The 24,394-nt window shown below is 50.4% G+C and carries 21 protein-coding genes, 2 tRNA genes, 1 rRNA gene and 1 pseudogene; 17 read left to right on the forward strand and 8 right to left on the reverse strand.

Annotated features, from left to right (window positions below):
• Together rrf and ABIB59_RS08360 are read left to right on the forward strand one after the other, a co-directional pair.
• A 5S ribosomal RNA gene (rrf, locus tag ABIB59_RS26380) occupies positions 1–85 on the forward strand; the annotation flags it as partial.
• Between the two features lie 192 nt (positions 86–277).
• Positions 278–354: transfer RNA gene (locus tag ABIB59_RS08360), tRNA-Asp, on the forward strand.
• 101 nt (positions 355–455) lie between these two features.
• On the opposite strand, the gene fabF is transcribed toward ABIB59_RS08360, so the two are convergent.
• From fabF to yafC, 5 genes are all read right to left on the reverse strand, one after another.
• Positions 456–1,739: a beta-ketoacyl-ACP synthase II gene (gene fabF / locus ABIB59_RS08365; RefSeq protein ID WP_354034972.1), complete on the reverse strand. Its 1,284-nt coding sequence runs from the start codon at positions 1,737–1,739 to the stop codon at positions 456–458.
• Positions 1,740–1,762: 23 nt separating this feature from the next.
• Positions 1,763–3,322, reverse strand: a complete 1,560-nt coding sequence (locus ABIB59_RS08370) for a DHA2 family efflux MFS transporter permease subunit (RefSeq protein ID WP_354034974.1) — start codon at positions 3,320–3,322, stop codon at positions 1,763–1,765.
• The gene (locus ABIB59_RS08375; protein ID WP_354034976.1) at positions 3,319–4,362 is read right to left on the reverse strand and encodes an HlyD family secretion protein; all 1,044 of its coding nucleotides are present in this window, start codon (positions 4,360–4,362) and stop codon (positions 3,319–3,321) included. Before ABIB59_RS08375 ends, ABIB59_RS08370 begins: the two co-directional genes overlap by 4 nt.
• Positions 4,346–4,903 (reverse strand): winged helix-turn-helix transcriptional regulator, encoded by a 558-nt coding sequence (locus ABIB59_RS08380; protein ID WP_354034978.1) that lies wholly within the window; start codon positions 4,901–4,903, stop codon positions 4,346–4,348. Before ABIB59_RS08380 ends, ABIB59_RS08375 begins: the two co-directional genes overlap by 17 nt.
• A gap of 143 nt (positions 4,904–5,046) precedes the next feature.
• A complete protein-coding gene (yafC, locus tag ABIB59_RS08385) occupies positions 5,047–5,931 on the reverse strand; it encodes a DNA-binding transcriptional regulator YafC (protein ID WP_079498871.1) in 885 nt (294 codons plus the stop codon).
• A gap of 229 nt (positions 5,932–6,160) precedes the next feature.
• Here yafC and ABIB59_RS08390 point away from each other — a divergent pair, with 229 nt between their 5' ends.
• Together ABIB59_RS08390 and ABIB59_RS08395 are read left to right on the forward strand one after the other, a co-directional pair.
• The gene (locus ABIB59_RS08390) at positions 6,161–6,961 is read left to right on the forward strand and encodes an endonuclease/exonuclease/phosphatase family protein (protein WP_107224682.1); all 801 of its coding nucleotides are present in this window, start codon (positions 6,161–6,163) and stop codon (positions 6,959–6,961) included.
• 78 nt (positions 6,962–7,039) lie between these two features.
• Complete coding sequence (locus ABIB59_RS08395; protein ID WP_039076788.1) at positions 7,040–7,810, forward strand: class I SAM-dependent methyltransferase; 771 nt, start codon at positions 7,040–7,042, stop codon at positions 7,808–7,810.
• A gap of 46 nt (positions 7,811–7,856) precedes the next feature.
• Here the strand turns inward: ABIB59_RS08395 and mltD are convergent, their stop codons facing one another.
• On the reverse strand, positions 7,857–9,224 hold the full coding sequence (gene mltD, locus ABIB59_RS08400; protein ID WP_071195939.1) for a murein transglycosylase D: 1,368 nt from the start codon (positions 9,222–9,224) through the stop codon (positions 7,857–7,859).
• A 71-nt stretch (positions 9,225–9,295) separates the two neighbouring features.
• Positions 9,296–10,051, reverse strand: a complete 756-nt coding sequence (gene gloB / locus ABIB59_RS08405; protein WP_354034981.1) for a hydroxyacylglutathione hydrolase — start codon at positions 10,049–10,051, stop codon at positions 9,296–9,298.
• Between the two features lie 32 nt (positions 10,052–10,083).
• Between gloB and ABIB59_RS08410 the strand changes: the two genes are divergently transcribed.
• Entirely contained in the window at positions 10,084–10,800 is a 717-nt protein-coding gene (locus ABIB59_RS08410) for a class I SAM-dependent methyltransferase (RefSeq protein ID WP_039076791.1), read from the forward strand.
• Here the strand turns inward: ABIB59_RS08410 and rnhA are convergent.
• Positions 10,791–11,261, reverse strand: coding sequence for a ribonuclease HI (gene rnhA / locus ABIB59_RS08415; RefSeq protein ID WP_039076792.1), 471 nt, complete (start codon positions 11,259–11,261; stop codon positions 10,791–10,793). The genes ABIB59_RS08410 and rnhA overlap by 10 nt on opposite strands.
• Before the next feature lie 65 nt (positions 11,262–11,326).
• Between rnhA and dnaQ the strand changes: the two genes are divergently transcribed.
• From dnaQ to ABIB59_RS08475, 12 genes and pseudogenes are all read left to right on the forward strand, one after another.
• On the forward strand, positions 11,327–12,058 hold the full coding sequence (gene dnaQ / locus ABIB59_RS08420) for a DNA polymerase III subunit epsilon (RefSeq protein ID WP_039076793.1): 732 nt from the start codon (positions 11,327–11,329) through the stop codon (positions 12,056–12,058).
• 132 nt (positions 12,059–12,190) lie between these two features.
• Positions 12,191–12,267: transfer RNA gene (locus ABIB59_RS08425), tRNA-Asp, on the forward strand.
• A 603-nt stretch (positions 12,268–12,870) separates the two neighbouring features.
• The gene (gene tssB / locus ABIB59_RS08430; protein WP_039076794.1) at positions 12,871–13,362 is read left to right on the forward strand and encodes a type VI secretion system contractile sheath small subunit; all 492 of its coding nucleotides are present in this window, start codon (positions 12,871–12,873) and stop codon (positions 13,360–13,362) included.
• A gap of 61 nt (positions 13,363–13,423) precedes the next feature.
• Positions 13,424–14,956, forward strand: coding sequence for a type VI secretion system contractile sheath large subunit (gene tssC / locus ABIB59_RS08435; RefSeq protein ID WP_172600681.1), 1,533 nt, complete (start codon positions 13,424–13,426; stop codon positions 14,954–14,956).
• 19 nt (positions 14,957–14,975) lie between these two features.
• Positions 14,976–16,316, forward strand: a complete 1,341-nt coding sequence (gene tssK / locus ABIB59_RS08440; protein ID WP_165159206.1) for a type VI secretion system baseplate subunit TssK — start codon at positions 14,976–14,978, stop codon at positions 16,314–16,316.
• Positions 16,313–16,978 carry a type VI secretion system protein TssL, short form gene (gene tssL / locus ABIB59_RS08445; protein WP_110295548.1) on the forward strand — a complete coding sequence of 222 codons (666 nt, stop codon included), beginning with the start codon at positions 16,313–16,315 and terminating at the stop codon, positions 16,976–16,978. The genes tssK and tssL overlap by 4 nt, the downstream gene beginning before the upstream one ends.
• 11 nt (positions 16,979–16,989) lie before the next feature.
• Positions 16,990–18,690, forward strand: coding sequence for an OmpA family protein (locus ABIB59_RS08450; RefSeq protein ID WP_354034985.1), 1,701 nt, complete (start codon positions 16,990–16,992; stop codon positions 18,688–18,690).
• Between the two features lie 5 nt (positions 18,691–18,695).
• Positions 18,696–19,187 carry an Hcp family type VI secretion system effector gene (locus ABIB59_RS08455; RefSeq protein ID WP_039076799.1) on the forward strand — a complete coding sequence of 164 codons (492 nt, stop codon included), beginning with the start codon at positions 18,696–18,698 and terminating at the stop codon, positions 19,185–19,187.
• A gap of 189 nt (positions 19,188–19,376) precedes the next feature.
• Positions 19,377–22,043, forward strand: coding sequence for a type VI secretion system ATPase TssH (gene tssH / locus ABIB59_RS08460; protein ID WP_354034987.1), 2,667 nt, complete (start codon positions 19,377–19,379; stop codon positions 22,041–22,043).
• Positions 22,040–22,324: pseudogene (locus tag ABIB59_RS08465) on the forward strand (hypothetical protein); the annotation flags it as partial. The gene tssH and the pseudogene ABIB59_RS08465, both read left to right, overlap by 4 nt.
• Positions 22,325–22,484: 160 nt before the next feature.
• Positions 22,485–23,126, forward strand: a complete 642-nt coding sequence (locus tag ABIB59_RS08470) for a hypothetical protein (RefSeq protein ID WP_354034989.1) — start codon at positions 22,485–22,487, stop codon at positions 23,124–23,126.
• 747 nt (positions 23,127–23,873) lie between these two features.
• Positions 23,874–24,371, forward strand: a complete 498-nt coding sequence (locus tag ABIB59_RS08475; protein ID WP_316104027.1) for a hypothetical protein — start codon at positions 23,874–23,876, stop codon at positions 24,369–24,371.
• The last annotated feature ends 23 nt before the right edge of the window (positions 24,372–24,394 follow it).

The following is a 24,394-nucleotide window of genomic DNA, read 5'->3' on the forward strand; positions in this document are numbered from 1 at the left end:
ACCCCATGCCGAACTCAGAAGTGAAACGCCGTAGCGCCGATGGTAGTGTGGGGTCTCCCCATGTGAGAGTAGGGAACTGCCAGGCATCAAATTAAAAGACCTGCACCCGTCTTCGGGGCAGTTCGCTACTCGACAGAGAGTAGGACAAAAGCGAGCGCTTTTGAACGTTGCGCAGCAACGGCCCGAAGGGTGAATCACAACGTGATTCATAAACTGCCAGGCATCAAATTAAGAAGTAAGCCGGTGCATTAATCCGGTGGTTACAGAAGTATTCGGTGGAGCGGTAGTTCAGTCGGTTAGAATACCTGCCTGTCACGCAGGGGGTCGCGGGTTCGAGTCCCGTCCGTTCCGCCACTCATTAAGAGCCGCATCTCAAACGAGATGCGGTTTTTTTTCGTCTGCTATTTATCACTAAAGCAGGCAAAACAAAGGGCACACAGCCCTTTATTTCATTATTACTGCAAGTCTTCCCATCGTTTTAGCAGCAGGCTGGCATTCACGCCGCCAAAACCAAACCCGTTTGAAAGCGCGTATTCCATCGTTAGCGGCTGTGCAGTGAGCGCTACAAGGCGCATACCCGCTGCAGCAATATCCGGATTATGCAGGTTCAGGGTAGGTGGGGCTATTTGATCACGTAATGCCTGAATGGTGAAGATCGCTTCAATACCGCCTGCCGCACCCAGCAAATGTCCGGTGGCAGATTTTGTTGATGTGATGGCAACCGGATGTTCAGCAAACAGTGCGCGTATTGCCGCCAGCTCGCCTTTATCTCCAACCTGAGTTGAAGTGGCGTGTGCATTGATATGCTGCACTTGCTCTGGTGAAATCCCGGCCTGTTGTAATGCGGCTTCCATTGCGCGTCGTGCGCCATTGCCATCTTCCGGTCCTGCCGTAAGGTGGTAAGCATCTGCACTGGTGCCATAGCCCACCAGTTCTGCCAGCGGCGTCACTCCACGGGCCAGCGCATGTTCGAGCGATTCAATCACCAGAAGACCAGCCCCTTCTCCCATTACGAAACCATCTCTGTCCTGATCAAATGGTCTTGATGCCTCCGTTGGATTATCATTAAATCCACTCGAAAGTGCCCTGGCCGCCGCAAAACCAGCCAGACTGACGCGATGGATTGCGGCTTCACTGCCTCCACACAGTGCAATGTCTGCTTCACCGGCCCGGATTAACCTTGCCGCATCCCCGATAGCCTGCGCTCCGGCTGCACAGGCGGTCACCGGCGCGCCAATGGGGCCGCGAAAACCATGCGCGATAGAAACATGGCCTGCCGCCAGGTTTGCCAGAAAAGAAGGGATCGTGAAGGGGGATAACTTGCGTGGACCGCGGTGCTCGGTTGTCTGGACTGCCTCGGCGATTTGATTAAAGCCACCAATGCCTGTCGCAATGATGGTCGCAGTACGATCTTTTAACGCCTGCTCTTGCGGAAACCATTTTGCCTGAAGAAGCGCTTCCTGTGCCGCTACCAGCGCAAATTCAATGAAACGATCCATCTTCTTGCGCTCTTTTGCCGGAATGACGGATAGTGGATCAAAACCGTGTTGGGGATCATCTTCAATTCCTGGAACCTGCCCCGCCACTTTGCAGGCGATATCTTCGACAATCGATTCAGGCAGCGACCGGATACCCGACTTTCCTGCCAGTAACGATTGCCAGACATGTTGGACGCCGCAACCCAGCGGGCTGACAATGCCCATCCCTGTTACGACAATGCGTCTTTGTAGACTGCTCATAAAACTCTCCTGATGTTGTCATGCTAGGCCTGCGGTTTCTTCATAAAAGGAACCAGCGCAGCGGCAATTAAGAATCCGATCATGATCAAATAGAACGCGTCGGCGAATGCCTGCGTCCTTGCTTCTCTTAGTGCTAATGCGGCCAGATTTTTCAGGCCGGCTGTCTGTGCCGAACTGGCGTCCATCCCCTGAGCCATTAATGCCGCGGCGCGGGTCTGAACAAAATCGCTTAAATTGAGGTTTGTACCATTAAGATGATCGGCAAGGCGGCTGTAATGAAGATTTGTACGATCATTGATAACGGTGCCGCAAAGCGCGATACCGATGGCACCCCCCAAATTACGCATCAAATTAAACAGTCCTGATGCTAGTTTTAGACGTGCGGGCGGCAAACTGCCAAGCGTAAGCGTGACAGTCGGGGCAACGGCGAATTGCTGTGCGAGACCGCGAAACGCCTGCGGTAAAAGGAGTTCTTTCGCTCCCCAGTCGTGGGTGAGCGGAATAAAACTATACATCGAGAAGGCGAATCCCAGCAGCCCGACCATGAGCAACCAACGCAAGTCCACTTTGTTGGCAAGCCAGGAGTAAAAAGGGATCGAAAGCACCTGAAACAAGCCAGTTGAGAAGATAGCAAGGCCGATATCCAGCGCGCTAAAACCGCGGACCGTACCCAGAAAAAGGGGCGTCAGATAGATAGTTGAGAAGATCCCGACCCCGGCCATAAATGAAAAGTAACAGCCCAGAGTAAATGTACGATCGGAAAGCGCGCGTAGATCCATGACCGGCTGAGAATGGCGCAATGTCCGTATGACAAACGCTATCCCACACAGTAAAGCCAGCCACCCCGTGATGGTCAGCGTGCCGTCATCAAACCAGCCCCAACGCGGTCCTTCCTCAAGTGTATATTCCAGGCAACCGAGCGATATAGCCAAAAGCACGATGCTAAGGTAGTCCGCGCCGCGCAATAACCCTGGGCTGGGCGCATCAATATTGACCAGCGAAGGTACCGTTACCGCAATATAAATGCCTGGCAAGATATTGATAAAAAACAGCCAGTGCCAGCTAAAATTTTCCGTGATCCAGCCCCCTACCGTAGGGCCCAGCGTCGGTGCCAGCGAAGCAAGACCACCAATCGTAGCTGCGGCGATAACGCGCTGTTTACCCTGAAAAAAGGCAAATGCAGTCGTGAACACCAGCGGGATCATTGAGCCCCCGGCCAGCCCTTGCAATGCGCGAAAAGCAATCATGCTCTGAATATTCCACGCCCATCCACACAGCAGACTCATCAGCGTAAAACCGGCAGCCGACGCGGCGAAAAGCCAGCGGGTCGACATCACCCTGGCAAGCCATCCCGACAGGGGAATGATAATGATCTCCGCGATCAGATAGCTGGTTTGCACCCAGACCGTTTCATCATCGCCAGCAGAAAGGCCCCCGCCGATATCACGTAGAGATGCCGATACGATCTGAATATCCAGCAGTGCAATGAACATTCCCAGGCACATTGTGGCGAAAGCAAAGAGCTTTTGGTTCATCGGCAGCGCCGTACCCTGTAGCTGCGCTGGGGCTGTTGCGCTACTCATTGGCGACTCTTTTCATCCACTGTGACAGCGACAGACAAACCGGGGCGCAAAAGTCCTAATGTTGACGCTTCGCCATCCAGAGCGATGCGAACCGGGATGCGTTGAACAATTTTGGTGAAGTTACCGGTCGCGTTTTCAGCAGGTAGAAGACTGAAGCGTGAACCGGTAGCCGGTGAGAGGCTCATGACATGGCCGATAAAAGTGCGTCCTGGCATAACATCCGCAACCACTGTTGCTGCTTGACCGGGGCGCATATTCGCCAGCTGGTTTTCTTTGAAGTTGGCGTCTACCCACAAATCGTGACTGGGGACCAGAGAAAGCAATTGCGTACCGCTACTAACGAATGAGCCAGACCATGCGCGCCGGTTGCCAACAACGCCATCAAAAGGGGCGCGGATCTCTGTATAACTAAGATTGAGACGGGCCATATCCAGCCCTGCCTGCGCCTGAGCGAGGGCCGCGCGGATTTGTTTTTCCCGCGCATCAAGCACCAGTAACTGGCGTTCGGCAACCGCTTTATCTGCCCGGGCTTTGCCTTCTTCTGCCCTGGCTCGATGGTAGTCTGCCTCAGCGTTTTCTCGCACCTGTGCCGAAATAGCGACCGTCTGCGCCAGCGCATTATAGCGGCGACTGTCGCCCGCCGTTTTTAACGTGGTAGCCTGTGCGGCTCCGAGGCTGGCCGCCGAGCCTTCGATGGTCGCCAGTTGTAATTGTCGGGTAGCAATAAGGTCAGCCATCGCCGCTTGTTGAGCGGCAACTTCACCTTCCGCTTTTGCCAGCGCCGCCTGATAGTCCCTTGCATCAAGGCGAACAAGTAGCTCGCCTTTTTTCACGGGCATATTGTCTTTTATGGCGATCTCCTGAATATAACCAGAGACTTTCGCTGAAATAGCGCTGATATCCCCGCCGACGTAGGCATCGTCCGTCGATTGCAAAAAACGCGCATTTGTATACCACCAGGCACCATAACCTACGGCACCTAATACAGCGATACCGGATAACAATAAGGTAAGGGTGCGTTTTTTACTCTTGAGATTCATGATGATGATCCAGATGTAATTGCGGCGCAAATTTTTGCGTGTTGTCACCCGCACGCTTGCGTTGCAGATAGTCGTGGCGATAACGAATCATGGGGGAGGCGGCAGGGCCCGGAACCAAAGCGTATTTCTCGGGCGTCAGGGGATGGCCGGTTTCGGCATCAACCATCATGGCGTGCACCAGACGCTGGGTCTCTTTCTCGACCAACTGAATCTGACGGCCTTCAGTTGCAAAATGACGATTACCCCATTCGGCAAGCGCGATGATCACCGGGCGGAAATCACGCCCACGCTCAGTTAAATGGTACTCATAGCGGGGGGGCGTACTGCTGTAACAGACTTTTTCCAGTAAACCGTCATCCACCAACTCTTTCAGGCGTCGTGAAAGAATATTGGGCGCCACGTTTGCGCTTTTTTGAAATTCATCGAAACGGGTAAAGCCTGCAAAAGCATCACGCAGAATTATTATGCTCCAGCTATCACCAATGCGGCCAAGGCTTCTGGCGATGGGGCAAGGAGCTTCGCACAGCGGTTCGTTTTTCACTTTTTTCTCTCCAGAACTTATCTGGAAAGCACATTCGCATAGTAACTATCAAAATGCAAGTCACTATGATTGAGCCGATTTATTCTGACAAAGAGGAATGAGGTAGAGCGTTTGAAAGCACGCACAAGGCGTACCGGAGGAGATCAGGAGAGATATTCGCTAATGAAATCAATAAACGCACGTATACGCGTACTAACGGCTCTGTCGCTGTAATAAACCGCGCTGAATGGCGTTTCAACCGGTAGACGCTTGCTTGCCAGAACTTCCACCAGTTCACCGCTTTCCAGCTCTTTTGCGATCATAAAATCAGACAGGCTGGCGATACCGTTGCCGTTCAGGCAGAGATGTTTAAGCGTCTCACCGCTGTTAGAAGAAATATCGCAGTCGATTTCATAGAGCTGGCCATCCTGGGCGGCGACGGGCCAGGTATTGAGCGAGACCGGCTCGGTAAAACCGAGACAGGTATGATTTTTGAGATCTTCTGCGGTTTCGGGAACACCGCAGCGGGCGAGATAATCTGGTGATGCAATCAGTTTGCGGTAGCTGGTAAAAATTGGCCTGGCCCGCAGGCTGGAGTCGGTCAGCTTACCCACGCGGATCGCGACATCTACTTTACGCTCAATTAAATTGATAAAGGTTTCACTGGAAACCAGCGACAATGTAATTTCCGGGTAGCGTTCGCGAAAAGGCTTAATCATCGGCATCACAAAATGTAGCATCACAGGCGTTGCGGCATCGATACGTAAAACGCCGCGAGGTGTCAGTTTGGCCTCCATTACCTCGGTCTCTGCAGCGGCCATCTCCTGCAGTACACCCTGAATGCGACGAAAATAGCGCTCACCTTCTTCCGTAAGACTCAACTGACGAGTTGTGCGATTAAGCAGGTTAACCCCCAGTTTACTCTCCAGTTTTTTTATCGCCCGGCTGATGGCTGAATTAGCCTGACCCAGGCGCTCTGCGGCACGGCTAAAGCTGCCGCTTTCCACGACGGCGACAAATATCATCATTTCTTCTGAGGTGGCTTTCATTCTTGCGCCTGTAGCAATAGTTGATATCGATTATGATCGTTTGGTTATTTAATCATCCCGCCAGCTTCCCTGCCATACTCTCTTTACTCATTATGGTTATTGAGCGCTTACTAACTTTTACTTGAGGCTTTTCTGCCCATTGCCGTTGAAACTCTGCGCTAAAATCCCTATAACTGAATGACCCCTTTTGTTGTTCCGGGGCTTAAAACGAAGAGGTTTAAAACCGAAAGTGCCCAAAAATACCTATGCCATGCGATATGTTGCCGGACAGCCTGCGGAGCGCATTATGCCGCCGGGGTCCTTCGCGAGTATTGGTAAGGCATTGCCAGCCGGTGTCCCCCTGAGTAGTGATGACAAAATCCGGGTTCTGGTATGGAATATCTTCAAACAGCAGCGCGCTGAGTGGCTCTCCGTTTTGCAGAGTTTTGGCAAAGACGCGCATTTGGTCTTATTGCAGGAAGCGCAAACCACGCCAGAGCTGGTCAGGTTTGCGACCACTAACTATCTCGCCGCCGATCAGGTTCCCGCGTTTGTTTTGCCTCAGCATCCATCTGGTGTGATGACGCTCTCTTCTGCTCATCCGGTCTATTGCTGCCCGTTGCGAGAACGGGAACCAATCCTGCGCCTTGCCAAATCAGCGCTGGTGACGGTCTATCCGCTGCCGGATATGCGAAACCTGATGGTAGTGAATGTGCATGCGGTGAATTTCAGCCTTGGTGTCGATGTTTACAGTAAACAGCTTCTGCCCATTGGTGATCAGATCATGCGCCACAATGGCCCTGTTATCATGGCCGGCGATTTCAACGCCTGGAGTCGTCCACGTATGAATGCGCTTTATCGCTTCTCGCGTGAGATGTCGCTGCGCCAGGTACGCTTTACCGATGACAATCGCCGCCGGGCGTTTGGTCGTCCTCTTGATTTCGTCTTCTATCGTGGTCTGAACGTGCAGGAAGCCTCCGTGCTGGTTACGCGCGCGTCCGACCACAACCCGCTACTAGTAGAATTCAGTCCCGGCAAACCTGATCAATAATGGTTGTGTCAGGTCTGCCGTGGGGCAGGCCTGAACCGAGGTGCTGCCCTTTATTTCAACTCAATTAAGGACAACACGATGACCACAGGTTCCCATCATGACAACGTCGAAAAGCAGTTTGGTGCACAAGCCAGTGCCTATTTAACCAGCGCAGTACATGCTTCTGGCCGTGATTTACAACGGCTGGCGGAACGGCTTAGCGCATTTCCAGAAGCCCATGTGCTGGATTTAGGCTGTGGAGCAGGGCATGCCAGTTTTGTGGCCGCAGGGCAGGTGGCACAGGTCACGGCATATGACCTTTCCAGCCAGATGTTGGATGTAGTGGCCAAAGCAGCAAAAGAGCGCGGCCTGAACAATGTGACGACACGTCAGGGGTATGCTGAGAGTCTGCCTTTTGATGACAGCGCGTTTGATGTAGTGATCAGCCGTTACTCTGCTCACCACTGGCATGATGTTGGGCAGGCGCTGCGCGAAGTAAAGCGTGTGCTTAAGCCCGGTGGAACGGTCATCATTATGGACGTGATGTCTCCGGGTCATCCGGTGCGGGATATTTGGCTGCAGACGGTTGAAGCGTTACGCGATACGTCACACGTACGCAATTATTCCAGCGGTGAGTGGCTCTCTCTGTTTAATGACGCTGGCCTGACGACGCGTAATCTGATCACCGATCGTTTGCCATTAGAATACAGTTCGTGGATTGCCCGTATGCGTACGCCGCAGACGCTGAGCGAAGCCATCAGGCTGTATCAGCAAAGTGCATCGCAGGAGGTGAAACGCTACTTCGAATTAACAGAGGATGGCTCTTTTACCAGCGACACTATCATGGCAGAAGCGCAGAAAAGCGCATAACAAAAAAGGCACCGGGGGAAACGGTGCCTTTTTATATTTCTTGCTGTCAGGAGTCTGGCGACGCGCTGTTTTTCACAAACAACGTTAGCTGATCGCCAGGCTTCAGATTGTCGGTATCACTGTTCCAGCGCATGACGTCACGGATATTAACGCCGTGGCGTTTAGCGATGCTGGAGAGTGAATCGCCTTTGCGTACGCGATAGGTAATGCTATCGCTATTATTCGCAAGGCGCGATGCACTGCTGCCTGCTCCAACCGTCAAGTTCTGACCCACTTTCAGGTTAGCTCCGCGCAGGTTATTCCACTGCTGGAGATCTTTTGTCGTCACGCCAAGACGCGACGCAATGCCTGAAATAGTATCACCTGAGCGCACTTTGTAGCTGCGACTGGCAAGCGGCGTTGTGTCCGCAACCAGCGTTGGCTGAACGGCGGCGATTTCACCTGATGCCAGAGACTCACGCAGTTGGTCGGCGTGTTTCTGAGGCACCATGACATATTGCGGCCCGCTTTCACCTAAGGTTGAACCTTTAACGCCTGCGTTGAAGGTCTTAAGTTTGCTAACCGAAATACCCGCCATGTCCGCCAGTTGATCCAGTTCTACCGGATTGCTCAACCTGACACGCGCCAGCGCACGGCTCTCGTCTGACGTTGGCAGACTAACGCCGTACCGTTTGCTGTTCTTGAGTATGTCACTCAATGCCAGCATTTTTGGCACGTAAATTTTGGTTTCCTGTGGCAGTGAAAGTGACCAGAAGTCCGTGGGTTTACCCCGCGCCTTATTCACTTTCATTGCCTTCAGTACTCGCCCTTCACCGCTGTTATAGGCGGCAACGGTTAATAACCAGTCCCCGTCAAACATACGGTTCAGACGCTGCATCATGTCGAGGGCAGCCGTTGTGGATGCAACCACGTCACGACGCGCATCGTAGCTGCGAGTCTGTTTTAAACCATAGTTACGACCCGTGCTTGGAATGATCTGCCAAATGCCTGCGGCATTGCGACCAGACGTTGCATGTGGGTCAAAAGCGCTCTCCACTATGGGTAGTAGTACCAGTTCCATGGGCATGTTACGTTTTTTAACTTGCCCTGCTATCCAGTACATATACGGCTCTGCCCGTAAAGTTACATCGTGGAGATAGCTCTTATTGCTTAAATACTTTAGTTTCTGTTCGCGAATCCGGGTATTTTCCGGAATTCCCATCTTTAGCTCGTCGCTTATGGAAGCCCACAAGTCTTGTTCCTGCCCGGAGAATGTTCCATCGTCCATCCACCGCGCCTGACTTGTAAACTTCCCTGCTTCCCCTTGACCAGCTGCAGAAAGGCTCTGTGCGTGCTGTTGTACGGTGCCGTCGTGCTTAGACGCCTGGCACCCCACAAGCAGGACAGAGGCGAATAATATCGCTTTTGCCTTCATGTGTGTGTCAATAGTTGCTTAAAAGACGAGCGATCATAACGGCGAAGTTTTAAAAAGGCAACCCGCAATTGTCAGAAGTTATCTTTCTTTGACCTTAACCAGGCAAAACGCGCACTAGCTTGTTGCAACGTTGTTTCTTTATTTATTACTTCAATTAAATCAGAATCTTGCGTGCGTAAAAAAACATTAATGCGACGCTCATTTTTCAGAGTTGTGGGGAGTGTTTTTTGGTTTTTTGCACGTAACTCATTAACTTTACGATAATATTCGTTAAGGTCAGGATCATGAGGTAAAAGGCTAAGAGCAAACTTAATATTTCCTAAAGTATACTCATGTGCGCAACAAATCAGCGTATCTTCGGGAAGCGCATCAATCTTACAAAAAGAGTCAAACATCTGATCTGCCGTGCCTTCGAAGAGTCTTCCGCAGCCGCCAGAAAACATCGTATCGCCACAAAAAAGATAAGGTTCGCTAAAGTAACAGATATGTCCTAAAGTGTGACCTGGCGTGTGAAATACGCTGAATTCATGACCCAGAATCTGCAACCGATCCCCTTCACCGACGATTTTTGTCGCTCCCTTATGTTGTGTCTCTGCCGGTCCGTAAACCACAACATTCGGATATTTCTGGCTCAGTTCCTGCACGCCGCCAACGTGATCATTATGGTGATGAGTAAGCAGGATCGCAGTCGGCTGCCAGTTATTCTCTTCAATAGCGTTTAAAACGGGGGCAGCCTCGCCGGGATCGACGATCAGACAGCGGCCGTCATCTTCACTTAACACCCAGATGTAATTGTCCTGAAATGCGGGAATACTGGTAAGATTCATAGTTACCTCTCAAAGCGTAATGGAAGGTTGTGATGAAACCGGCAAGGACTCCCCGTAAGTACATAGCACCGACGCATTGGGCTGAGTTGCCTAAGGGCGAGTATTACCGCGAAGCACTGGAGCAGGAGCTCAAACCGTGGTTTGCAAAAATGTATGGATTTCATCTGCTTAAGATTGGCAATCTCAGCGCAGAAATCAATGCCGAAAGTTGCGCTATTTCACATCAGGTTAATGTTTCACTCACCGGCGACCCTGTTCACGTTCGCGCAGATCCGTTGCATCTTCCCTTTGCGGCAAAATCTGTCGATGCCTGTCTGCTGGGCCACACGCTACCCTGGTGCCCGGATCCGCATCGTCTGTTGCAGGAAGTCGATCGCGTGCTGATCGATGATGGCTGGCTGGTGATCAGCGGTTTTAATCCAGTCAGCCTGCTGGGAATAGGCAAAGCTATTCCGTTTTTACGCCGTTCGCCTGCAATCAGCAGCCGTATGTTTACCCTGATGCGCCAGCTTGACTGGCTATCGCTGCTGAATTTTGAGGTGCTTCATTATAGTCGTTTTCGGGTCATTCCCTGGACGAAGCAGGGGGGGAAACTGTTAAACACCCACCTGCCCGCATTGGGTTGCATGCAATTGATTGTGGCGCGTAAACGTACGATCCCGTTAACGCTCAATCCGATGAAGATGCGCCGGGCAAAACCCAGCGTACGGCAAACCGTCAGCGCAACCCGCCAGACACGTCAGCCCTGATCGGCCAGATAGCCGATATCCTCCTGCGTTGGCTTCGATGCCGCAGCGCGTGCGAGTTCATCGCAGCGTTCGTTTTCCGGATGCCCGGCGTGGCCTTTTACCCATTCCCAGCGGATTTTATGCTCGCCGAGGGCAGCATCCAGGCGTTGCCAGAGATCGACATTTTTCACCGGTTTTTTTTCTGCCGTTTTCCAGCCACGTTTTTTCCAGTTGTGGATCCACTGGGTGATCCCCTGGCGAACATACTGGCTGTCGGTGCTAAGAATCACTTCGCAATGTTCTTTGAGGGCTTCCAGTGCGACAATCGCGGCCATCAGCTCCATCCGGTTGTTGGTGGTCAGGCGATAGCCTTCGCTGAATGTTTTTTCGTGGCCGCGAAAGCGTAAAATCGCGCCATAGCCGCCGGGCCCTGGGTTACCCAGGCAAGAGCCATCGGTGAAAATTTCTACCTGCTTAAGCATCTCTGGTAGACTTCCTGTAATTGAAATCGAACTGTAAAACGACAAGTCTGACATAAATGACCGCTATGAGCACTGCAATTACTCGACAGATTGTCCTCGATACCGAAACCACCGGTATGAACCAGATCGGCGCACACTATGAAGGGCACAAAATCATTGAGATCGGTGCCGTGGAAGTGATTAATCGTCGTCTGACGGGGAATAACTTCCACATCTATCTTAAGCCCGATCGTCTGGTGGACCCGGAAGCCTTTGGCGTCCACGGTATTGCTGATGAATTTTTGCTCGATAAGCCCACGTTTGGCGATATCGCCGATGAGTTTATTGAATATGTGCGCGGCGCTGAGCTTGTCATCCATAACGCATCGTTCGACATCGGCTTTCTTGATTACGAATTCAGCAAACTAAATCGCGGCATTCCGAAGACCGAGACGTTCTGCAAGATCACAGATAGTCTGGCGCTGGCACGACGGATGTTCCCCGGTAAGCGTAATAGTCTTGATGCGCTTTGTTCACGTTACGAGATAGATAACAGCAAACGTACGCTGCACGGAGCATTACTCGATTCCCAGATTCTGGCCGATGTGTATCTGCTGATGACCGGTGGCCAGACGTCCATGGCTTTTTCGATGGAAGGCGAGGGGCAACAGCAACAAGGCGAGGCCGGTATTCAGCGGGTTGTCCGTCAGGCAAGTAAGTTACGGGTTGTTTTAGCCAGTGATGCAGAGCTGGCGGAGCATGAGTCACGTCTGGATCTGGTGCAAAAGAAGGGCGGAAGCTGCCTCTGGCGCGCGTAACCCCTTAACTTTTGATGATAAAATGGCTCTTTGGGTGATTTTTGCAGCAAACGATACAAATCATCAGAAAAAGCGTTGACGGCTCTAAGCACAATCCGTAATATGCGCCTCGTTCCCCAACGGGAACATCGCGGAGCGGTAGTTCAGTCGGTTAGAATACCTGCCTGTCACGCAGGGGGTCGCGGGTTCGAGTCCCGTCCGTTCCGCCAACATTCAGTTCAGGTGTTTATGACATCTGATAAGTAAGAAAACCGCAACGTTGCAAAACGGATGCGGTTTTTTTTCGTCCTTTGATATCCTCCCTCCTGAACCAGACTGAGAATTTTATATAATCTTTTTGAATAATATTCATATTGCTTTGTGTCATAAAAACCCGCGACGATTAGCTCAATCTATTCTGTTTTATCGATCTATGAAATTTTCCTGATACGTTAAATACTGACGTTTAGCAGCAGTCAATAAGAATATTTCGTGTAGATATAAAATTATTATCGTTGTTTTTTAACTATAACTTAAATATAACTTATTTATATGAGTGACTTTGAAAGTTGTGACGTCTTTATCCTAAAGTCTTTATTCTGTGAGTCTCGTTAAATTTTTGGATTTTTTAATGACAGCGTTAACGTCAACCCGTAATAGCGATTAAGCCTTACAGGGGCGTGTCTCTATGATTGTTATTGTTGTTATCCGGCTGTTTTTTGTATTTTTCCGTATCTTGCGTTTTAACGGTTGAGAGTGATAGCTTTAAAAATGATTACTACGCTACATCATGTGATTAATTTAAGGGAAGTATTAACCCAGGGAGAGAGAAAATGGCAGACAGTTTTCAAAATGAAGTTCCACCCGCTCGCGTCAATATTAAGCTTGATCTTCATACCGGAAATACAAAAAAGAAAGTTGAACTACCGCTCAAGTTGCTCGCCGTTGGTGATTACAGTAATGGCAAAGAGCAACGACCGCTCTCAGAAAGAAGCCGGATCAACATTGATAAAAACAACTTCAATGGCGTCATGGCTGAACTGGCACCAGAAGTAAATTTTACCGTTGAAAATACGATAGCCGCAGAGGGAAGCGAGGAACGAATCAGGCTTAGTTTCTCTGATATCAAAGATTTCGAGCCTGAGCAGGTCGCCCGCAATATCCCTCAACTTCGCGCGTTGATTGCCATGCGCAATTTATTACGCGATCTCAAATCCAACCTTCTGGATAACACGGAATTCCGCCGCGAGCTGGAGAAAATCCTCAAAGATACTGAACTGAGTAATGAGCTTCGGGCAGAGCTGACGGCACTGGTGCCTGAGTAATACATCTATTCAGTCGTATTCAGAAAGGACAATAAATAAGGACTTTAAGAAGGGAATGTTAATGTCTGTACAGGAAACCGCTTCACCGGGCGCATCAACGCAAACCGTCACAAAAGAGAATATCTACCAGTCGTTGTTTGAAAAAATTCACTTAACGCCCGTCACATCGTTAAAAGAAATTGGGGAATGGCAAAGTAATGAAGCGATGGCTGAAGCCAGCACCGATGAACGTGTCTCAGCTGCTATTCAGGTTCTACTTTCTTGCGTTGCCTCATCCGGGAAAAATATAGAGAAGTTGGATAAATCACTGCTGGATTTTCATATCAGTGAGCTTGACCGAAAAATTAGCGCGCAGCTCGATGCTGTCATGCATCATCCTGAATTTAAAAAGGTTGAATCCCTGTGGCGCGGGACGTGGTCGATGGTTAGTGGTATCGATTTTCGTAAAAACGTCAAAGTTGAATTGCTGGATGTCAGTAAACAGCATCTGCGCGAAGATTTTGACGATGCGCCAGAAATCATTCAGAGCGGGTTTTATCGGCACACCTACATTGAAGAATATGACACGCCAGGCGGCGAACCCATCGCGTCTGTCATTTCGAGCTACGAGTTTGACAATAGCCCACAAGATATTGCCTTACTGCGCAATATTTCCCGTGTAGCCGCGGCATCTCACATGCCGTTTATCGGGGCCGTCGGGCCGGCATTTTTCCTCAAAAACTCAATGGAAGAGGTTGCCGCGATTAAGGACATCGGCAACTATTTTGATCGTGCCGAATATATCAAATGGAAGGCATTCCGCGACACTGATGACGCGCGTTATATCGGCCTGACCATGCCAAATGTGCTGGGTCGTCTGCCTTATGGGCCAGATACCGTACCTGTTCGTAGCTTTAACTATGTTGAGGCAGTCAAAGGGCCGGATCACGATAAATATCTGTGGACCAGCGCTGCATTTGCGTTTGCCACTAACATGGCAAAAAGCTTCATTAACAACGGCTGGTGTGTGCAAATTCGCGGGCCACAGGCTGGTGGTGCCGTCACCGATTTACCAATCCATCTGTATGATTTAGGCACGGGTAATCAGGTCAAAATCCCGACCGAAGTGATGATTCCAGAAACACGCGAGTTTGAATTTGCGAACCTGGGCTTTATCCCGCTTTCTTACTATAAGAATCGCGATTATGCCTGTTTCTTCTCCGCAAACTCCACCCAAAAACCTGCGCTTTACGATACTGCGGATGCCACAGCCAATAGCCGTATCAACGCCCGTCTGCCTTATGTTTTCTTGCTGTCGCGCATTGCCCACTACCTCAAAATTATTCAGAGAGAAAACATCGGTACAACGAAAGATCGTCGTTTACTGGAACTGGAATTAAACACCTGGATCCGCAATCTGGTTACGGAAATGACCGATCCTGGCGACGAGTTGCAGGCTTCCCATCCGCTGCGTGATGGAAAAGTGGTGGTAGAGGATATCGAAGATAACCCTGGTTTCTTCCGTATCAGACTTTATGCGGTGCCGCACTTTCAGATTGAAGGGATGGACATCAACCTGTCGCTGGTTTCCCAGATGCCGAAAGCAAAAGCCTGATCTGCCGGTGGTATGATTTATGAAGATTTATCGTCCACTATGGGCTGAGGGGACATTCCTGTCCTCTCAGCAGTTTCAACAGCAGGCCCGCTGGGAAACATTCAGTAATTACAGCATTGCGCATATTGGTGCTCGCCATCCATGGGGCGTTGCTTGCGTTGAATTTGACGAAAGTGCCTTAGCCCTGGGAAAACTCAAAGCGCAATCATTGCGTGTCCGTTTTCCTGATGGCGTGCTGGTGGATACCGCCGTATCGGATGTGCTGCCACCTGCCTGCGATTTGACCAACGTTGCCGGAATAAATGCGCTTACGGTATTGCTGGCATTACCGCTGGAGCATAGCAATGGCGGCAATCTGGGGCAGGATGCGTTAACGGACAGGCCGCTTCGCTATCGTCAGGAATGGCAAACTGTACAGGATATCTATGGCAGCGACAGCGAAGACATCGCCGTTGAACGCTATGCGTTGTCATTGCGTTTTGCACATGACAACAATGCCGATTATGTCACCTGTCCGCTGGCGCGCCTGATTCGGGATAGTCAGGGCAACTGGGCGCTTGATGACAGCTATGTCCCGCCGTTACTGGCGTTTAACGCGCACCAGGCCGGGATGCAATGTCTGGAAATGCTGCAACTGCAATTACAGGCCAAAAGCCGTCGCCTGATGGCGATGCGCCGGGAGAGCAACCAGCGCATGGCGGATTTTGCCGTAGCGGATGTGTCCCTGTTCTGGTTATTAAATGCGCTGAACTCCGTCGAACCTATCCTGGCTGATTTCCTGCGCTACCCCGCCGTTCATCCTGAGCTTGTATGGCGTGAACTGGCACGCCTTGCCGGATCGTTATTAACCTTTTCACTGGATCACTCAGTCAGCGCGATACCTGCTTACATCCATGATTCACCATCGCAGACGTTTCCACCTTTGTTTACCTTGCTTAACACCTTACTTGAAGCCAGTCTTCCGTCGCGCGTGATCGCACTGGAACTGGACGCGCTACCCGGCAACCGTTGGAAGGCCGATCTACATGATCCGCGCTTGCGTGAAGAGGCTGATTTCTACCTGTCGGTACGTTCTTCGCTCGCCGCGCATCTGGTGATAAATCAGCTACCACGGGTGTGCAAAATTGGCGCGCCGGATGATGTCACCCATCTTATCAATGTGGCGCTGAACGGCGTCCCGATCGTGCCTCTGACCCAGGTGCCTGCTGCACTCCCGTTGCGGCTGGAAAATCACTATTTCGCTCTGGATATGCACTGTGCACCTGCCAAAGCCATGCTGGAGTCCGGGTGCTGCATGATTTACGTGCCTGGCACCATGGGTGATTTAAAACCCGAACTTTTTGCGGTATTGCGCGCATGAAAAACGATACGGAAATCAACATAGACGTACTGCTCCGTGATACCTGGCTAACGGTTGTTGAGCTACGACAGGGGACACATGCCCGACGGGGCGTGGCGTTATATCACCACTGTCAGCAACAGGTTGAGTGGGTTCGTCAGACGTTGCTCAATGCAGGGTTCAGCCAGCAGGACGCAGAACATATTACCTATGCCCAGTGTGCGCTGTTGGATGAAACAGTACTAAGCCGGGAGACGCCGGACGACGGGCAAAAGGTCTGGCTGGAAACCCCTCTCCAGGCGCATTTCTTCAATACCCTTCAGGCGGGCGAGTTGCTGTATGAGCGCATACGGCAGGTTCTGCATGAGCCTGCTCCTGTTCCTGCCGTGTTGACCTGTTTTCATCGGGTATTGCTGCTGGGGTTTCGTGGACGTTATCAGGATCCGGTATCGACGGATCGTGAAAAACTGATTGCGATGCTGAGTGAGCGCGTCACCCCGTTTCGAGTTTCGCCGGAGACCGCGTTACTCAATGCGGCACGACCCACGCGAAAATCACGCGTGTGGTACTCGCCTCTGTTCTGGTTAAGCTCGGCTGTGATTGTTCTTGTTGGTGTGTGGTGGGGGCTTGATAGCTGGCTCGACATGCTGGTGGATGAACTTTTGCCGCCCAGGCAGCGTTGAGGGAGTGCCGAGTGAAAAACACGCACAAACAGGCTGCTCTGCTATGGGGATTGTTGTTGCTTCTCGCGCTGTGGACCGTTTTTTCTCCCGTTTCAACGGCAGTGAAATACAGCCTGATGGCCGTGGTTGTCATCGGTGCTGCTATCGTCTGGTTCTTCTGGCGGCAGAAAACGCCACAAAAAGGGGGCGATGATAAGTGGTTGGCCTGTCTGCCAGCGGAGGGTTACCAACAGCCCGTCGTGCTGGTCTGTGGTGACGGGGCGAGGCAACTTTTCGCTGACAGCCCGCTGCGGCAGGTTCTTGTCGGACTCTATCTGCATATCGCTGATGAAGAACAGCTTGTTTCATTAACGGAATCCCTGTTGTCCCGTCGCCCGGCATGGAGTTCACAGATCTGCGTGGCCCGCACGGTGATACCAGTTCAGCATCAGGACATCGCCGTCCTTGCCGGGCAACTGCAACGTTTTTCCCGAACTCTGGTGCAATTACGGCGCAGGGTGGGCGCGAAGGTGCCACTGATCCTCTGGAGTTATCAGATCGAACCTGCAATAGAGGAATCTTCGCCATGGTTGATCTGTACCGGTCGTGATGCCCTGGTCATGACATCGGACCATGAGAACGCGCCGTCTGAGTGGATTGCTCAGGGCAGTATAGCGACAGGCAGTCAACGGCTGGGCCAGGTACTTCGGGCTGAGAATCTGCTGCTCTGGATGAAACAAATTGTGATGCCAGCGCTAAACAGGCAGGAGAGCGCAAGTTTACCGCTGGCTGTGGGGGCAGGCTTTGCGCCTTCTCTAGCGGAAAAGGACGGCAATCTATGGCAGCAATGGATAACTGACAAAACGTGCCTGACGCCAGACATATCGCAACAAACTGGTGCCAGAGACGCGTTGCGCTTTCCGGACGCGATCTTACCGTTACTGCCTCGTCAGTCGGGGCCAGGGTCCGTGCGGCGAGTATGGACGGCCTGGCTGGCAATGACTACCGTCGCCGGGCTTATCGCGCTTTGCCTGTCGGCAATGTCAAACCGCAATTTACTGCGTCAGGTCAGCGATGATCTGCACAAATACACCATTACCCCGATGTCCGACTCGGTGGCCAAAAGCCGTTATTTGTTGGTGCTAAAAGAAGACGCACAGCGGCTGGATGACTATTACCGCGAAGGAGAACCGCTGCGTCTTGGCTTTGGGCTTTACCCTGGCGAACGTCTACGCCAGCCAGTGCTGCAGGCGATACGTGGCTACCGCCCGCCGGAACCAAAGGGAGAAATTGTATCTGGCGGAGCGGTTCAGACTGTGCGCCTGGACAGTATGGCGCTGTTTGATGTGGGGCAGTCGAGGTTAAAAATCGGCTCGACAAAAGTACTGGTTGAGGCGCTGGTCAATATCAAAGCGAAGCCTGGATGGTTGATCCTGGTGGCTGGTTATACCGATTCCACCGGCGATGAAAAATCCAACCAACAGTTGTCGTTGCGGCGTGCCGAAGCGGTGCGTGACTGGATGTTGCAAACCAGCGATATCCCGTTCACCTGTTTTGCCGTGCAGGGACTGGGCGAAAGCCAGCCTGCGGCGACGAACGATACGCCAGAAGGCAGGGCAACCAACCGGCGTGTCGAAATCAGTCTGGTTCCGCGTTCAGACGCCTGTCAGGACGCGAAACAGCAAATACCGCCGGAGTTGGCGGTGTCTCAATTCAATCAACAAGGAGAGTAATTCTCATGGCTATTCCAGTTTATCTCTGGCTGAAAGATGACGGTGGCGCGGATATCAAAGGGTCCGTCGATGTTCAGGGGCGTGAAGGCAGCATCGAAGTTGTTGCGCAAGAACATACGCTCTACATCCCAACCGATAACAACACAGGCAAACTGACGGGCACCCGTATTCATACCCCGTTTCTTTTTACCAAAGAGATCGATTCGTCCAGCCCCTATCTGTACAAGGCCGTTACCACCGGTCAGACCCTGAAAACCGCTGAGTTCAAATGGTATCGCATCAATGATGCGGGCCAGGAAGTGGAGTATTTCAACACCACGCTTGAGAACGTCAAACTGGTGAAAGTCGCTCCGCTGATGCATGACATCAAAGATCCGGCGAAAGAGAAGCACAACCACCTGGAACGCATTGAATTGCGCTACGAAAAAATCACCTGGACCTACAAAGACGGCAACATCATTCATTCCGATTCCTGGAATGAGCGCCCCTCCGCCTGATAACTGCGGCAGACAGGAAACTGTCTGCCTTCTTACTACGTTTGCTGAATGCCGGATGGAGTCGGCACTGAGCAAACCCTGTCAATCCGCTGATGAAACCAGATGGGCCTGTGGTGATGGCTACGGGCGGTAGCATGGGGAAACGGCGGTTGCAGGAACTGAACATGAATACGTCAAGAAGGGACATCTATGACCGTAAACCACCCCGCGGCGCTGCTGCGCCGTCTTAACCCTTTTTGCGCACATGCGCTGGAAGCGGCCGCATCACTCTGCCAGACCCGTGCGCACGCAGAGATCACCATTGAGCACTTACTGCTGAAACTCCTGGAGCAAGGGGAAGGTGATCTCACCGTTATCTCCCGGCGTTATGAATGGGACCTGGACAGTGCCTGGCAGTCTCTACTGGCGCATCTGGCAACCCTTCCGCGCTCTGTTCATACTCGTCCACGATTATCTGATCAACTCATCACACTGCTGACTCAGGCATGGCTAATTGCCTCTCTTGAGGTTGATGCTCCGCAAATCCGCAGCCAGCACCTGCTGATGGCGCTGACAGAAAAACCTACGTTACTGGCGGCCAATGATCTGTGGATCCTGCTCAGCCTCGGGCGTATGCAACTGGAACGGCTACGTCCCTTGCTTGATGCGCAATCGGAAGAAAACCCGGGGCGGCAACGTCAGGTCAATGAACCGCTTATGGCTGATTTACCCGGCATTGCTGCGAATGAGCCAGGTTTAACCGAAAACGGAAGCAGTGCTAAACACGACGATCAACACCGCGTCGTTCTGGATCGCTTCACGGAGAATCTCACGCAGAAAGCGCGTGATGGTCGCATCGACCCGGTATTTGGCCGCGACACGGAGATCCGCCAGATGGTCGATATTCTCTCCCGACGCCGCAAGAACAACCCCATCCTGGTTGGCGAACCCGGCGTGGGCAAAACGGCGCTGGTGGAGGGACTTGCGCTGCGTATTGCAGAAGGCAATGTGCCGGAGAGTCTGAGAAAGGTCCACATCCATACTTTGGATCTGGGTCTGTTGCAGGCAGGAGCTGGCGTCAAAGGTGAATTTGAACAGCGGCTAAAAAACGTTATTGATGCGGTACAAAAATCACCGGAACCTGTGCTGCTGTTTATCGACGAAGCGCATACCCTCATTGGCGCGGGGAATCAGGCGGGCGGCGCAGATGCGGCGAACCTGTTGAAACCTGCATTGGCCCGGGGCGAGCTGCGTACCATTGCGGCTACCACCTGGAGTGAATACAAGCAGTACTTTGAACGCGACGCCGCACTGGAGCGTCGTTTCCAGATGGTGAAAGTGGACGAACCGGACGACGCTACCGCCAGTCTCATGCTCCGTGGCCTGAAAGCGCGCTACGCGCAACATCATGGTGTGCACATCACGGACGACGCGGTTCGTGCGGCGGTAACACTTTCCCGACGTTATCTCACCGGACGCCAGTTGCCGGACAAAGCTGTCGATCTGCTGGATACGGCTTCCGCCCGCGTGCGTATGAGCCTTGATACATTACCGGAACCCTTAACGCATATTCGTGCTTCACTCACCGCACTGGCCTTGGAAAAACAGGCGTTACAGGACGATAGCACGGTGGGAGACTATTCTTGTGGTGAACGGCTTGCGGCTATCGAGCGGGAAGAGAACGCATTGATCGTGCAACTCGATACCCTTGAAACCCAGTATCAACAAGAGCAAGAACTTACCCGACAACTGCTGGCCTGTCGCAGCGACCTCTCGCGTCAGGCGGATATTGTCGCTTTACAGTCACAGCTTCACCTTGTGCAACATGCCAGCCCGCTGCTGGGGCTGGACGTTGATGCCCGAACCGTTGCCACAGTGATTGCTGACTGGACAGGGGTTCCGCTCTCGTCATTGCTGAAAGATGAGCAGACGGCGCTGTTAAGCCTGGAAGAGAATCTCGCAACACGGGTCGTGGGCCAGGATGCCGCGCTGGGTGCTATTGCCCGGCGATTACGTGCCGCGAAAACCGGTCTTACGCCAGAAAACGGTCCGCAGGGGGTATTCCTGCTGACGGGGCCAAGTGGTACAGGTAAAACGGAAACCGCGCTTGCCCTTGCGGACACCCTCTTCGGCGGCGAGAAATCGCTCATAACTATCAACCTTTCCGAATATCAGGAACCCCATACTGTCTCTCAACTTAAAGGTTCTCCCCCCGGTTATGTGGGGTATGGGCAGGGTGGTGTACTGACCGAGGCTGTCAGAAAGCGTCCCTACAGTGTGGTGTTGTTGGACGAAGTAGAAAAAGCGCACCGCGACGTAATGAACCTGTTCTATCAGGTTTTTGACCGGGGATTTATGCGCGACGGTGAAGGGCGTGAAATTGATTTTCGCAATACGGTCATTCTGATGACCGCCAATCTCGGCAGCGAGCATGTGATGCAGTTGCTGGAAGAGCAGCCTGATGCCACGGAAAGCGAGATGCAGGCATTGCTCCATCCTCTCCTGCGCGACCATTTCCAGCCCGCATTGCAGGCGCGTTTCCAGACGATCATTTATCGCCCGCTCGGCCCTGCCGCGATGCGTGTCATTGTGATGATGAAGCTGGAACAGGTTATTCGTCGCCTGCGTGAACACTACGGCATGGAAACCGAGGTGAGTGAAGACCTCTATGACCAGCTCACCAGTGTATGTTTGCTGCCTGAGAGCGGCGCGCGCAATATCGATAGCCTGCTCAATCAACAAATTTTACCAGTACTGAGCCAGCAGTTGCTGACACATCAGGCCGCGCAGCAGAGACCTTTACATTTGAGACTGGGCTGGAATGACGATGAGGGTATTTCCCTTGAGTTTGACCAGGACACAGGAGACACCGCATGAACGCGCTCAGTTTTGACCACTCCCACCACAAATTAAAAATTCGAGGCCTGAGCAGCCCGCCTGATGTGCTCTCCTTTGAAGGCCGCGAGCACCTGAGCCAGCCATTCTGCTACGACATCCAGTTCACCAGCCGTGATAAAACCCTGGAGCCGGAAGCGGTGCTGATGCAGGACGGCGCGCTCAGCCTCTGCGCCCCGCCGGTTCAGGGGATGCCGGTACAGGTGCCGCTGCGCACCCTGTATGGCGTTCGTCTCCTAAAGCATACGAAGAAAAATATGGATTGAAATACTTCATCATTTTCAGAAGAAAAATCCTTCGGAAAGAGATTCTTTCATATCTACTGGTAATGTTTGCCTTTTTTATTTAATAATAAAAAGTACATTATGATAACGTTAATATAATATTTTAAATAAGGTACTGAAGTTCGCTCCGGATATTGAAATGAAAAAATATATTTTTCTCCCTTATCTTTTGTCATGCATTTTTTGTTGCGTTATAAATGCAGCAGAAAGTAAAGTTCTGGTATTTCCTTTGGATGTTACTCAATTGAGATACAGGCAGGCATTAGATATGAAAACATTGTTTGATAATTGTTCCTTTGTTGTCGAAATTCCCCCAAAATACAAGAGAAGACCTAATAATTTTAATCAACAAGAAGTCAGTATTCCAGTTAAAGGCGATAATTTTGGTTCGCCAAATATGGAAGTAGGTGTGCATTATTATGCGATTGGTAGTTTTGGTTATGATCATAATACTTTTAAATTGATCATTTATAACAAACCAGGGGAAGCAGATACTCCCTTGCTTAATGTGCAACTCAATAGTTATGCTCAGGATGGTAATTTAGTCGATGCTTTATTGTTGGATAGTGTTTTTTGCTATGAAGATATCGTTCGATTTTCTGATTTTGTTATTAATGCTGATTATACGGTAAATATTGATGGCAACGTCCTTTATAAGTATGAAGATGATATGGTGGTGAAAAACAAAAAACCAGTTAGCCAAGTTTATCTAAAAGAAAAGTATATAATAAAAAATGGTCGGTTTGAATTAATAAGTAGAATGAAAAGAAAGATGGAGTAGTGCTATATATCTTTGATTAATGTCATATGTATTTAATAAGTTTGTAGGAAAGCGATAATTATTGTTATTCTGAATTAGATAGTTTAGCCGATATCGAATGTTTTATGAGGCAATATAATTTAAATGAAAGGATGGACGGGTGTGTTTTAATATAAGAGAAAAAATAGTTACTGAGAAATAACTCTTGTAAAATATTTTTAAGTCTATGCAATTTAAGTTTGTGTCATAAATTCACTTGGGAGGCTTTTGAACACATTTTTTTGCAGTAATGATTATTCTCATTGATTTTGTTTTAATTTATTTGTTGGATTGCGGGTATTATCGTGGGGAGCTGGACTATTATGATATGATGCTGTTAGTAATGGAAATGTTACATATTACTCTCGCTCACTGTTGTAGTTCGATTTTTGATTGTTATTTTTAATGCAGTACTGCTGTTTTCAAGTTCTCGGCTCTTAATGAATGGTGGTTATCCGGGTGGTAAAATTAAGTTTTATCTTTTGTATGTGATTTATTTATTCAATATTGTAAATGGCTTATTGTTTTCTATTAAAAATTACATAAGAAAATATATTGAAGTTTTTGAATTAAATGTGTTCCCGTTCTTGATCATGAAATATGGTGTAGTTGTTAATCTTATTTATATCTTCCCTTTAGTAATGTCTATGGCGGCTTTTATTATATTAATTTACTTTACAAAGAAACAGTCGTGCCTTTTACTAAAGTAGGCTTGAGGGAGGGGGCAGTTTGTCGTTGAAATATATGATCCGTGGCAACAAATTATATGGAGAAATCCTGGTTGGTAGTGTATTGCGAAAAAAACTAAGGATATTTATGAGAATTATTGTGTATATACTGTCCTTGATTGCGTCTAGTGGCTTTACACATAGTAAAGAGATTAAAATATTGATGCTTGAATCATCCCGGTATCTAGACGATGGGGCAGACGATAAATTACTAAGATCAGCATGTCTAAAATGGCAACTTAGTACTGATGATATAAACAAGATATTCAATATTAGTGAGAGGTTTTCCAGTCATCAACGTATTGTCAGAGATTTTTATTGGTTGCCTTGTGAGATTAGTGGGGTACTTATTGCTAATGGTATTGAGTGGTCCTTTATTATCAATTCGGCTGCCACGGCAGTTTGGGAAAATGATAATGATGTAATATATTGGGGGTGCAGCAATGTAGAATGTGAATCATTTTTCCTTTTGCCATATGACGGGATGCGTGGGTTTTAATATTTATATAAATGAAGTTGTTA

The organism is Citrobacter sp. UYEF32, from assembly GCF_040546205.1.
GTDB lineage: Bacteria > Pseudomonadota > Gammaproteobacteria > Enterobacterales > Enterobacteriaceae > Phytobacter > Phytobacter diazotrophicus.